Here is a 12,115-nt window from a genome sequence, read left to right on the forward strand (position 1 = left end):
GCCCTTGTTGTCAGGATTGCCGGAATTTCTTGCTGGCGAGGCCATCACTCCTGACTTATGGTGCACGGGACCTGCCCGCCCGTGACCAGGAGAGAAATCACGTGAGTATTCGACTTCGAGTTGTCGCGGCCACCGCGGCGCTCGCCCTCGTCGGCGTGGCCCCACCCGCGGCCACCGCCGCCGGGCCGGCACCGCAACTGGCACCGCTGACGGCCTCGCAGACGACAGCGCCGACGGATCCGGCGACGCCGTCGATCCCGCAGCGCTACCTCGACCAGCCGATCACCTGGTCGACGTGTGCGTTCGACGCGACCATCAAGGCGGCGTACCCGGCGGCCCCGACGACCAGTTGTGCCGTCGTCAAGGTCCCGATGGACTGGGCCAACCCCGACGCGCACCCGGACATCAAGCTGGCCGTCTCGCACAGCAAGGCCACTGGCACCTCCAAGGGTCTGCTGACGACGAACCCGGGTGGTCCCGGTGGCGCCGGCCTGAACTACTCCGCCGTCCGTGCGACCCGTAAGACGCAGTTGTTCGCCGACTACGACCTGATGGGCTTCGACCCGCGGGGATTCGGTCAGAGCGAGGCGCTGCGCTGTGTCACCACGGCCGAGAAGCTGAACGCGCTGCCGGAGACCCCGGACTACAAGGAGCGCACCCGGCAGACCCACAAGGTCGAGGTGGCCGAGGCCAAGCTGTACGCCGACGCCTGCTCCTCGACCGAGTTCGGCCAGTTCGTGAGCAGCCAGCAGACCGTCTACGACATGGACTTCCTGCGCGAGCTGCTGAAGGCCCGCCAGCTGAACTTCATCGGGTACAGCTACGGCACCTGGCTCGGCGGCTGGTACGCCGACACCTTCCCGAACCGCGTCGGCCGCTTCGTGCTCGACTCGAACATGGACTGGACCCACACCCAGTGGCAGAACGTGAACTTCGACCCGTTCTCGGGTCAGCGCCGTCGCGACGCACAGCTGTTCCCGTGGATCGCCCGGCACGCCGACCAGATCGAGGGCCTCGGTAAGACCACGGCCCAGGTGAAGGCCAAGTACAGCGGCATTCGCGCTCAGACGGTCACGCTCTACAAGGCCGGCGAGGGCAAGCTGCGCGGGGACAACCTCGATGGCGCGATCTACAGCGCCATCTACAGCAACACCCGCTTCATCCGCGCGACCATCGACATCCTGGTGTACGACGAATTCACCAAGGCGCCGTCGGACTCCGGCGCGGTGGACCTCGGCCACGTCGACCGGGCCTGGGCGCGACTCGCCCCGGCACTGCAGGCGTACGACACGCTGGCCGCGACCCGCACCCGGTACGGCGTCTCGGCGCCGGCCAGCCCGGCCCTGGCCGCCGCGGCGAAGGTCAACACCCGCACGTCCGTGCTCGACGACGCCCGCGAAGAGGCCGCGAACGCGCCGAGCGACGACACCGAGGTCAGCCTCGGCGCGGTCGGCACCACGGTCCGCTGCAACGACACCGCCTGGAACAAGGACCCGAACTTCTACCTCCAGGAAGCCGACAAGATGGCCCGGAAGTACGACTTCTTCGGGTACATGAACGGCGTCCCGATGTGCGCCTTCTGGAAGTACGCCCCGCAGGACCGCAAGCTCGACATGATCGGCTCGCCGCGGATGCTGATCGTGCAGAGCGAGTTCGACCCGGCCACGTCGTACGAAGGCTCGTGGCGCACGCACCTGGACACGAAGACCGTCACCCGCTTCGTGGGCATCGACGACGAGGGCCAGCACGGCCAGTACATCGGCAACATCTCGTCCTGCGTCGAAGCCATCGGTGACACCTTCGTCTTCCGTGGCGAACTCCCCGGCAAGAACCAGGTCTGCGGCACCACCCCGCTGCCGGCCGAATCCGCCGTCTACCCGGTGGTCGGCCCCGTCGACGGCAAGGCAGTCCCGCTGCCCAAGTCCAAGACCCGCACCGCCCCCACCAAGGCGGACCTCCTCAACCAGCAAGCCACCGACGTAATCGCCAACAACACCCTCCGCTAACCCACCGAAACGGCCCGCGCCTCCAACGGAGACGCGGGCCGTTTCGCATGCACGGGGTCAGAGGTTGTGTTCGGCTTTGTAGGTGCGCCAGCGGTCGAGCATGCCGGCGACTTCGAGTGACATGAACTCGGTGAAGGCGAGGGTGCCGGCGATGCGTTGGCCGGCTTCGGTCTCGGGTCCGGCGGCTTTGAGGCTTTGGCGGAGTACGTCGTCCCAGCGGGCGAGGGCCTTGTCCTGCTGGAGGATGCTCTCGAACCAGGCGTCGTTGTGCACGGTGTAGATGTCGCGCCTGGAGCCGGGCTCCCGCTCGCGCGCGATCAGGTGCAGCTGCAGCAGGAAGCGCACGGCGCCGGAGATCGCCGCCGGACTGGCCTGGAGTTGCTCGGCCAGCTCCGCCGCGGTCAGGCGGCCGGATTCGCTGAACAGGGTCGCGGTGAACACTCGCGCGCTCATTCGGGGCCAGCCGGACTCGGCGAGGAGGTTGCCGAACTGCTCACTGAACCGCTGGACCGCCACGTCGTCGCGGCCTTTCGATGCACTCACCGCCCCATCATCTCCTGCCGCTGTGAGAACCGTGTTAGGAAGATTCACAAACTTCTGAACGAAGTGTAACTTGTGAATCATGACTTCAGCCATAGTCGTCTCCGAACTGAACAAGTTCTACGGCAGCACGCACGCCCTCGACGATCTCGACCTGGAGGTCGCGACCGGCGAGGTGCACGGATTCCTCGGCCCGAACGGCGCAGGGAAATCGACCACGATCCGGGTCCTGCTCGGTCTGCTCAAAGGCGATTCCGGCGACGTCTCCCTGCTCGGCGGCGACCCGTGGCGCGAGGCGGCCGAGCTGCATCGCCGGCTCGCCTACGTACCCGGCGACGTCAACCTCTGGCCGAACCTGACCGGCGGTGAGGTGATCGACCTGATCGGCCGGCTCCGCGGCGGGCTCGACCCGAAGAAGAGGGACGAGTTGCTGCAGCGGTTCGACCTGGACCCGACCAAGAAGAGCCGCACCTACTCCAAGGGCAACCGGCAGAAGGTCGCCCTGGTCGCGGCCCTCGCCAGCGACGTCGAACTGCTCATCCTCGACGAACCGACCTCCGGCCTCGACCCGCTGATGGAGGACGTCTTCCGGCAGTGCATCGAGGAGGAGCGTCATCGCGACCGGACCGCGCTGCTGTCCAGCCACATCCTGTCCGAGGTGGAGGCGCTCTGCGATCGCATCAGCATCATCCGCCGCGGCAAGGTGGTCGAGACCGGCACACTGGCCGATCTGCGGCACCTGACCCGCACGTCGGTCCAGGCCGAGCTCGCCACCTCCCCGAACGGCATCGCCAAACTCCCCGGCGTACACAATCTCGATGTCGAGGGCAACAGAGTCCGGTGCGAGGTCGACACCGCACAGCTCGACGGCCTGATGCGTCAGCTCGCCGTGAGCGGGATCAGGAGCCTGGTCGCGCAACCGCCGACGCTGGAGGAGCTGTTCCTGCGTCACTACGAGGACGACACCGTCGCCACCTCTGAACCGATCGGCGCGACCCGATGACCCGGCAGGACTTCGCCGGTACGACGACCATGGCGCGGCTCGCCCTCCGGCGCGACCGGATCCTGTTGCCGGTGTGGATCCTCGTGTTCGTCGCGATGGCCGCCGGTAGCGCCCAGGCGTCGATCTCGATCTACCCCGATGTCGCGTCCCGGGTGAAAGCCGCAGAGGGCGTCAACTCGTCGCCCGCGCTGGTCTCGATGTACGGGCGCATCTATGACGTGACCTCGCTGGGAGAGGTCTCTCTGTTCAAGCTGACCGGTTTCGGCGCGTTGCTGGTAGCGCTACTGGCTTGCCTGCTGGTCACACGGCATACCCGCGCGGAGGAGGAGACCGGCCGGCTCGAGCTGCTCAGCGCAGGCGTCCTCGGCCGGTACACCGCCCTCACCGGAGCCCTCCTCGTCGTCGGCGGTACGTCGGTCGCGATCGGCCTGCTGACCGCGATCAGCCTCATTGGCGTAGGCCTGCCGGCCGCCGGTTCGCTCGCCTTCGGCCTGACCTGGGCCTCGGCCGGACTGGCCTTCACCGCCATCGCGGGCCTGACCGCGCAACTGACCGAAGGCGCTCGCACCGCCAACGGGTACGCCGTCGCGATCCTCGGCGCGAGCTTCGTGCTGCGCGCCGCGGGTGACGCATCTGCCGCGGACGGCCCTCGCTGGTTGAGCTGGTTGTCGCCGATCGGGTGGTCCCAGCAGATCCGCCCGTACGCCGGCGACCGCTGGCTCGTCGTACTGCTACCGCTCGCGCTTGCCGTGGTACTGACGGCCGCCGCCTATTCCCTAGTACGACGTCGCGACGTCGGCGCGGGCCTGGTCCGGCCGAAGCCCGGGCCTGCCACCGCGGCCCGGAGTCTGCGCTCGCCCTTGGCCCTCGCGTGGCGCCTGCAACGCGGTTCGCTGTTCGGCTGGAGCGTCGGTTTCCTCTTGCTCGGCGCGGTCGTCGGCAATATCGCGACCAACGTCGGCAGCATCGCGGACAGCCCGGCGGCGCAGGACATGATCCGCAAACTCGGCGGCGTAGGCGGTCTGACCGACGCCTTCCTGGCCACCGAGATGGGCATGATGGGCCTGATCGCGTCGGCCTACGGCATCCAGGCGGCCATGCGGCTGCGCTCCGAGGAGACGTCCCTGCGCGCCGAACCACTACTCGCGACCGGCGTCACCCGGACCCGCTGGATGCTCAGCCACATCACGATCGCCTTCGCCGGCACCGCCTTCCTGATCCTGGTCGCCGGCCTCGGCGCGGGCCTCTCCGCAGGCGCCTCCCTCGGCGACACGGGCCACCAGGTCGGCCGCCTCCTCGCGGCAGCCCTGGTCCAGCTCCCGGCCGTCTGGGTCGTCACCGGCCTGGTCATCGCCTTCTTCGGCCTGTTGCCCAAGGCCACCATCGCCGGCTGGGCCTTCTTCGCGGCATTCCTGCTGATCGGCCAATTCGGCCCACTCTTCGAACTCCCGCAATGGCTGATGGACCTCACCCCCTACGCCCACACCCCCAACCTCCCCGGCGGAACCTTCACCACCACCCCCATCCTCTGGCTAACCGCCCTAGCCGCCGCCCTAACCCTCACCGGCCTAACCACCTTCCGCCACCGAGACCTCGGCTAGCCTCGCTCGCGCACGTCAGCACCCGGGGAACTACGATCGGGCGGGTGCTGACGAGTGAGCGTGGAACTGGGTTTGTGGACTTTTGGACGGAGCGGCATTTGTGCACGCTCACCACGGTCCGCAAGGACGGGACGCCGCACGTGGTGCCGGTGGGGGTGACGGTGGACTTCGAGGGCGGGATCGCGCGGGTGATCTGCTCGGGCAGTTCGCAGAAGGCGCGGCTGGTGCGGGGGCAGGGCGAGGCGGCCGTGGCGGTGTGCCAGGTGGACGGGAAGCGGTGGTCGACGCTGGAGGGGCGGGCGGTCGTGCGGGATGAGGCCGAGCAGGTCGACGATGCCGTACGACGGTACGCCGCGCGTTATCGCCAGCCGCGGGTCAATCCCGAGCGGGTCGTGCTCGAGATCACCGTCACGAAGGTCCTCGGAAATGTCTGACGCGATTGACGAGGTCGTGACGGTTGTTGGGATCGGGGCCGACGGGTGGACGGGACTGGCGCCGGTTGGGCGCGAGGCGATTGAGAGTGCCGACGTGGTGATGGGTAGTGCCCGTCAGCTCAAGTTGGTTCCGCATAGCGCGGAGCAGATCGCATGGCCGTCACCGCTGTCCGAATCACTCCCAGGCCTTCTAGCGCAGAACCGCGGCCGCCGGGTCGTCGTACTGGCTAGTGGCGACCCAACCTTCCACGGCATTGGTACGACGCTGACGCGGCTGCTCGGTCCTGAAGCCGTGCGGGTTATCCCAAGCCCGTCGAGCGTCTCCCTCGCGTGTGCCCGGCTCGGGTGGGCGCAAGACCAGGTACAGGTCGTGAGCCTTGTCGGGCATCCCTTGGAACTCCTGCATCCTCACGTACAACCAGGCCGGCGGATTGTCGTACTGAGTTGGGGAGCGCATACCCCGGCAGAAGTGGCTGCAACGCTTACAGCCCGCGGGTACGGCGATAGCGAGTTGACGGTGCTGGAGCGACTTGGCTCGGCTGACGAGCGTATTCGCCGCACTACCGCGTCCAATTTCGCAGAGAACGACGTACACAGTCTGAACGTCGTCGGCATCACTTGTCGGGCTATCCCGGATGCGCCGTTGCTGTCGACTAGTCCGGGGCTACCGGACGAGGCGTACGAGAGCGACGGCCAGCTGACCAAGCGCGAGGTACGGGCCGTAACGCTCTCGAGGTTGGCTCCGACGCCAGGGCAGTTGCTGTGGGACGTAGGCGGTGGAGCCGGCAGTATCGCCATCGAGTGGTCCCGGCATCACCCGAGCTGCCGGGCCGTCGCGATCGAGCAGGACGACACCCGCGCCAAGCGCCTCGCCCGCAACGCGGCCGCCCTCGGCGTGGTCGTCGACGTGGTGATCGGCAAAGCCCCTGAAGCCCTCGCCGAACTCGAGACCCCGCAGGCCATTTTCGTTGGCGGCGGCGCGACCCGGCCCGGCATGGTCGAGGCGTGCTGGCAGGCGCTCGCTCCCGGCGGGCGGCTGGTGGTGAACGCGGTGACCCTGGAGACCGAGGCGGTGGTCGCCAAGTGGTACGCCGAACTCGGCGGCGACCTGGTCCGGCTGTCGGTTCAGAAGGCCTCGCCCGTCGGCGGTATGACCGGGTGGCGAGCGGCCATGCCGGTGACGATCTGGAGCGTGACCAAGTGACAGTGCACTTCATCGGCGCCGGCCCGGGCGCGGCCGACCTGATCACCGTCCGCGGGCGTGACCTCATCGCCGAGGCGCAGGTCTGCCTCTACGCGGGCGCGCTCGTCCCGGTCGAGCTGCTCGCGTACTGCCCGCCGGACGCCCGCAAGGTCGATACCGCCGAGCTCACGCTGGACGAGATCATCGCGGAACTCGTGCAGGCTCACGAGAACGGTCATGACGTGGCCCGCCTGCATTCGGGCGATCCCTCCGTTTTCAGCGCGATGGCCGAGCAGATGCGCCGACTCGACGCTTTGAACGTGCCGTACGACGTGACCCCTGGCGTACCGGCGTTCGCGGCCGCGGCGGCCAGCCTCAACCGCGAACTGACCGTGCCCGAAGTCGCCCAAACGGTCATCCTCACCCGGCTCCAAGGCCGCGCGACCGCGATGCCGCCCGGCGAGGACCTCACCACCCTGGGCGCGAGCCGGGCCACGATCGTGCTGCACCTCGCGGTCGACAAGATCGCGCAGGTCGTCGCCGAACTCGCTCCGAACTACGGCGAGCAATGCCCGGCCGCGGTTGTCGCCTGGGCCAGTCGCGAGAACGAGATCATCCTCCGCGGCACCCTCGCCGATATCGCCGCGCAGGTACAAGAAGCCGGTATTCGCCGTACCGCGATCATCGTTGTCGGCAAGGTCCTCGCCGCCGAAGGCTTCACCGACAGCCACCTCTACTCGGCGGCCCGCGAGCGCTAGATGAAGGTCCTACTCCTCGGCGGCACGGGCGAGGCACGCGAGGTGGCACGCCTGCTCACACCGGCGTACGACGTCGTGTCCTCGCTGGCTGGCCGGGTGAAGGACCCCAAGCTTCCAGTCGGAGAGACCAGACACGGCGGCTTCGGCGGCGTAGACGGGCTCAAGCAATACCTGCGGGACCAGCAGATCGACGCGCTCGTGGACGCCACACACCCGTTTGCAGCGACCATGACGGCTCATGCGGTCGAGGCCGCGCGTGAGACCGGCGTACCGCTTCTGCTGGTACGACGACCCGGGTGGACGGCTAGACCCGGCGACAAGTGGCACTGGGTGGACGACCTCGCCACCGCCGCAACAGCGCTCGCAAACCTCGGTAGCCGGGCGTTCCTCACCACTGGCCGCCAAGGGCTCAAGGCCTTCGAACACAGCAACGTATGGATGCTCGCCCGCTGCGTAGAACCACCCGAGCCCACTCCCACCTGGTGCCAGCTAATCCTCGCCAGAGGCCCCTACAGCCTGGACAACGAGTTAGACCTACTCAAGAACCACCGGATCGACGTACTGGTCACTAAGGACAGCGGCGGCGAGATGACCTCAGCGAAGCTAGAAGCGGCCAGAGAACTAGAGATACCCGTAGTGGTTGTACGGCGTCCCAGCGTCCCGGAGGACGTAGAACTCGTCACAGAACCAGCCCAGGTCGTCAACTGGCTAGAGACCCGTCGATAGACTCCCAAATCTCATGGGTATTCAGATCGCGCCGAGCATTCTGTCCGCTGACTTCGCCCGCCTCGCCGACGAGGCGCGGGCGGTCTCGCATGCCGACTGGCTGCACGTCGACGTGATGGACAACCACTTCGTCCCGAACCTCACCATCGGCATGCCGGTGGTCGAATCGCTCGCGAAGGCCACCGACCAGCCGCTGGACTGTCACCTGATGATCGAGGACCCGGACCGCTGGGCGCCCGGGTACGTCGAGGCCGGGGCGAGCAGCGTCACCTTCCACGTCGAGGCCTGCCGGGCGCCGATCCGGACCGCCCGCGAGATCCGGGCCAAGGGCGCGCGGGCGTCGATGGCGCTCCGGCCGGCAACCCCGATCGAGCCGTACGAGGACATCCTGGCCGAGCTCGACATGGTGCTGATCATGACCGTCGAACCCGGATTCGGTGGCCAGAAGTTCCTCGACGTGTGCCTGCCGAAGATCCGGCGGACCCGCGAGCTGGTCGCCAAGCACGGTCTGGACATCTGGATCCAGATCGACGGCGGGGTGTCCGCCGAGACGATCGAGCGCTGTGCCGAGGCCGGAGCGGACGTGTTCGTGGCCGGCTCCGCGGTCTACAAGGCCGACGACCCGAACGAGATGATCGACAAACTCCGCCACCTCGCCACCGAAGCCAGCCCGCTCTAAACCTGGAGATGCGATGACCGAGGTGAAGCCCATCGAGAGCTGGCTGACCGATATGGACGGCGTACTCGTCCATGAGGAGCGGGCGATCCCCGGCGCCGGTGAGTTCATCGCCAAACTCCAGGCCTCGGGCCGGAAGTTCCTGGTCCTCACGAACAACTCGATCTTCACGCCACGGGACCTGCACGCGCGGTTACTTGCCGGTGGCATCGATGTGCCCGAGCACGCGATCTGGACGTCGGCGCTCGCGACCGCGCAGTTCCTCAACGACCAGCGCGCCGGCGGTACGGCGTACGTGATCGGTGAGGCGGGTCTGACCACGGCCCTGCACGAGGTCGGGTATGTGCTGACCGAGCGCGATCCGGATTACGTCGTGCTGGGGGAGACCCGGACGTACTCGTTCGAGGCGATCACGCGGGCGATCCGGCTGATCGCCGATGGCGCGCGCTTCATCGCGACCAACCCGGACCCGACCGGCCCGTCGGCCGAGGGCCCGCTGCCCGCGACCGGTTCGGTGGCGGCGCTCATCACGCGCGCGACCGGCGTAGCGCCGTACTTCGTGGGCAAGCCGAATCCGCTGATGATGCGCAGCGCGCTGAACCAGATCGAGGCCCATTCCGAGACCACCGTGATGATCGGCGACCGGATGGACACCGACGTGATCAGCGGTCTGGAGGCGGGATTGCGGACCATCCTCGTGCTCACCGGTTCGACCGGCAGCCACGAGGTGGACCGCTTCCCCTATCGCCCGACGCGCATCGTCGACTCGATCGCGGACGTCGTACCCCTCATCTAGAGCACTTGCGAGAGGAACTGCTGTAGCCGTGGAGACTCCGCCGCGGTGAAGAGCCGATCGGGCGGACCGGCCTCGACCACCACGCCGTGATCCATGAACGCGACCTGGTCCGCCACCTCACGAGCGAAACCCATCTCGTGCGTGACCACGACCATCGTCATCCCGGCCTTGGCGAGATCGGCCATCAGCGCGAGCACACCCTTGACCAGCTCCGGGTCGAGCGCCGAGGTGGCCTCGTCGAACAGCATCACCTCGGGCTTCATCGCCAGCGCCCGCGCGATCGCGACTCGCTGTTGCTGCCCGCCCGAGAGATTCCCCGGCCGGGCCGACGCCTTGTGCCGAAGGCCGACCAAGTCCAGCTGGTGCTCTGCCGCCGAAGCCGCCTCATCGACCGAGAGCTTCTTGATCTTGCGCAGCGGCAGGGTCAGGTTCTCCAGCACACTCTTGTGCGGGAAGAGGTTGAAGTGCTGGAAGACCATGCCGATCCGGCGGCGCAACTCGTCCGCACTGCTGCGCAGGACGGACACGCCACCGAGCTGTACGTCGCCCGCGTCCGGCTCGAGCAAGCGGTTCGTCGTACGCAGCAGGGTGGATTTGCCCGAGCCGGACGGCCCGATCACGCAGGCCGTCGTACCGGCTGGAACGGCGAGATCGACGCCGCGCAGCACCTTGTTGTTGCCAAAGGCAAGCTCGATCCCTTTGACTTCGAGACTCGCCGCCTCATAGGTGTCAGGCACGGGCCAGCTCCTCTTCCAGAATGGGACGGCCCTCGCGCAGCCGCTTGTCGAAGTAGTTGACCAGATGCGTGAGCGGCACCGTGATGATCAGGTAGAAGATGCCCGCCAGCAGCAACGGCGAGAGGTTGCCGTTGGTCGCCGCGGCGTCCTGGCCGATCCGGAACAGCTCCCGCTGACTGGCCAGCAGCCCGAGGAAGTACACCAGGCTCGACTCCTTCACCAACGCGATGAACTGGTTCACCAAGGCGGGCAGCACCCGCCGTACGCCCTGAGGGATCACGACGAGTCGCATCCCGGACGTGTAGGTGAAACCGAGGGCACGCGCGGCTTCGAGCTGGCCCTTTTCGATGCTCTGGATGCCTGACCGGAAGATCTCACCGATGTACGCGGCGGCGATGAGCGAGAGCGCGAGAATGCCCAGCGGGTAAGGGTTCGGGCCCCACCAGTGCCGGGTGATCGGCGACAGGCCCTGGCCGATCAGCAGGATCGTCAGGATGGCCGGCAGTCCGCGAAAGATGTCCGTGTAGACCTTCGCCGGCCAACGCAGCCAGCGCCGCCGCGACAATCCCATCACCGCCACGATCATGCCGAGCACAGTGCCCAGCACGACCGAGGCGGCGGCGAGGATGAGGGTGTTGACCAGCCCCACCTTCAGCATTTCCGGCAGGACCAGCTTCATCGACTCCCAGTCGAGAAACGTGTCCGAAAGAGTGGACCAAATATCCATCAGGCGGCGGGCAACGCGAACTTCACCGTGCCGCTACCCGGCTTGAACGACGGCGGCACCGCGCGACCCGGGTAGTACTGCTCGACCAGCTTGGTCCAGGTGCCGTCGGCGATGACCTCGTCGAGGGCCTTGTTCACCGCTTCGCGCAGCTTGTCGTTGCTCTTGGCAACGGCGTACGCGGTCGGCGCCGAGCTGAGCTCCTTCGCGGCCAGGATGACCACGCCGCCGCCCTGCTCCTTGGCCATCTTCTCGCCGATCTCGGCGGGGGAGATCCACGCGTCGGCGGTGCCGGCCTTCAGCTGACCGACCGCGGCGTTGTAGTTCGGCACGCGGACCGGGTTGAGGTCCTTCTGGGTGGCGTAGTCGTCCTGCACCGTGCCCTGGACGACGACCACGCGCTTGCCGGCCAACTGGTCGAACGACGTGATGCCCGAGGTCTTCGTGGTGTTCAGCCCGAGGTAGCCGAAGTCGTAGCCATTGCTGAAGGCAACGGTCTTCTTGCGCGCCTCGGTGATGGTGATGGACGAGCTGCCGAGGTCGAACTGGCCGCCGTTCACCTGCGAGAGCAGGGCGGAGAAGTCCGTGCCGACGAACTCGGGCTTCAGGTTCAGCTTGGCGGCGACCGCGGTGATCAGGTCGTTGTCGAAGCCGGTGAACTTGCCGTCCTTGACGTACACGTTCGGCGGGGCATCGGTCAGCGTGCCGATCCGCAGCGTGCCGGCCTGCAACAGCCCGAGGTCAGGGCCGTCGGCGGTGGACTTGTCGTCCGAACCGCAGGCGGCGAGGCTGACGGCCAAGGTGATGGCGGTGCCTAGGGCAACAAAAGCGCGGATGGCGCGCACAGGTATCTCCTTTAGGTGCATCGGGCAACGATCGTGGGGGTGACCCACGCACCGACGCTAACGCCGCCCGACGGGCAGTCATTCCA

At 67.5% G+C, this 12,115-nt stretch carries 13 protein-coding genes; 9 read left to right on the top strand and 4 right to left on the bottom strand.

All coding sequences use genetic code 11. The features are described from left to right. Positions 1–101 precede the first annotated feature (101 nt). Positions 102–2,006 (top strand): alpha/beta fold hydrolase, encoded by a 1,905-nt coding sequence (locus OG394_RS37985; protein WP_328992154.1) that lies wholly within the window; start codon positions 102–104, stop codon positions 2,004–2,006. 57 nt (positions 2,007–2,063) lie between these two features. Here OG394_RS37985 and OG394_RS37990 read toward each other — a convergent pair whose 3' ends face one another. Then, the gene (locus OG394_RS37990) at positions 2,064–2,549 is read right to left on the bottom strand and encodes a GbsR/MarR family transcriptional regulator (protein WP_328992155.1); all 486 of its coding nucleotides are present in this window, start codon (positions 2,547–2,549) and stop codon (positions 2,064–2,066) included. 79 nt (positions 2,550–2,628) lie between these two features. Here OG394_RS37990 and OG394_RS37995 point away from each other — a divergent pair, with 79 nt between their 5' ends. From OG394_RS37995 to OG394_RS38030, 8 genes are read left to right on the top strand one after another with little or no spacing between them, the layout of a single operon-like run. Continuing rightward, positions 2,629–3,549, top strand: coding sequence for an ABC transporter ATP-binding protein (locus OG394_RS37995; RefSeq protein WP_328992156.1), 921 nt, complete (start codon positions 2,629–2,631; stop codon positions 3,547–3,549). Next, complete coding sequence (locus tag OG394_RS38000; RefSeq protein WP_328992157.1) at positions 3,546–5,150, top strand: ABC transporter permease; 1,605 nt, start codon at positions 3,546–3,548, stop codon at positions 5,148–5,150. The genes OG394_RS37995 and OG394_RS38000 overlap by 4 nt, the downstream gene beginning before the upstream one ends. A gap of 44 nt (positions 5,151–5,194) precedes the next feature. Next, a complete protein-coding gene (locus OG394_RS38005) occupies positions 5,195–5,584 on the top strand; it encodes a PPOX class F420-dependent oxidoreductase (protein ID WP_328992159.1) in 390 nt (129 codons plus the stop codon). Next, the gene (gene cbiE / locus OG394_RS38010; RefSeq protein ID WP_328992161.1) at positions 5,577–6,788 is read left to right on the top strand and encodes a precorrin-6y C5,15-methyltransferase (decarboxylating) subunit CbiE; all 1,212 of its coding nucleotides are present in this window, start codon (positions 5,577–5,579) and stop codon (positions 6,786–6,788) included. The genes OG394_RS38005 and cbiE overlap by 8 nt, the downstream gene beginning before the upstream one ends. Next, positions 6,785–7,525, top strand: coding sequence for a precorrin-4 C(11)-methyltransferase (cobM, locus tag OG394_RS38015; RefSeq protein WP_328992162.1), 741 nt, complete (start codon positions 6,785–6,787; stop codon positions 7,523–7,525). The genes cbiE and cobM overlap by 4 nt, the downstream gene beginning before the upstream one ends. After that, positions 7,526–8,251 (top strand): cobalt-precorrin-6A reductase, encoded by a 726-nt coding sequence (locus tag OG394_RS38020; RefSeq protein WP_328992163.1) that lies wholly within the window; start codon positions 7,526–7,528, stop codon positions 8,249–8,251. Between the two features lie 13 nt (positions 8,252–8,264). Further along, positions 8,265–8,930 carry a ribulose-phosphate 3-epimerase gene (rpe, locus tag OG394_RS38025; RefSeq protein ID WP_328992164.1) on the top strand — a complete coding sequence of 222 codons (666 nt, stop codon included), beginning with the start codon at positions 8,265–8,267 and terminating at the stop codon, positions 8,928–8,930. 13 nt (positions 8,931–8,943) lie between these two features. Beyond that, positions 8,944–9,723: an HAD-IIA family hydrolase gene (locus OG394_RS38030; RefSeq protein WP_328992166.1), complete on the top strand. Its 780-nt coding sequence runs from the start codon at positions 8,944–8,946 to the stop codon at positions 9,721–9,723. On the opposite strand, the gene OG394_RS38035 is transcribed toward OG394_RS38030, so the two are convergent. The 3 genes from OG394_RS38035 to OG394_RS38045 are packed head-to-tail and all read right to left on the bottom strand — an operon-like array spanning position 9,720 to position 12,029. Beyond that, positions 9,720–10,460 (bottom strand): amino acid ABC transporter ATP-binding protein, encoded by a 741-nt coding sequence (locus OG394_RS38035; RefSeq protein WP_328992168.1) that lies wholly within the window; start codon positions 10,458–10,460, stop codon positions 9,720–9,722. The genes OG394_RS38030 and OG394_RS38035 overlap by 4 nt on opposite strands. Continuing rightward, positions 10,453–11,139: an amino acid ABC transporter permease gene (locus OG394_RS38040; RefSeq protein ID WP_328992170.1), complete on the bottom strand. Its 687-nt coding sequence runs from the start codon at positions 11,137–11,139 to the stop codon at positions 10,453–10,455. The genes OG394_RS38035 and OG394_RS38040 overlap by 8 nt, the downstream gene beginning before the upstream one ends. A gap of 47 nt (positions 11,140–11,186) precedes the next feature. Next, positions 11,187–12,029: an ABC transporter substrate-binding protein gene (locus tag OG394_RS38045; RefSeq protein WP_328992171.1), complete on the bottom strand. Its 843-nt coding sequence runs from the start codon at positions 12,027–12,029 to the stop codon at positions 11,187–11,189. Positions 12,030–12,115 lie beyond the last annotated feature (86 nt).

Origin of the sequence: Kribbella sp. NBC_01245 (assembly GCF_036226525.1) — a bacterium.
Taxonomy (GTDB): domain Bacteria; phylum Actinomycetota; class Actinomycetes; order Propionibacteriales; family Kribbellaceae; genus Kribbella.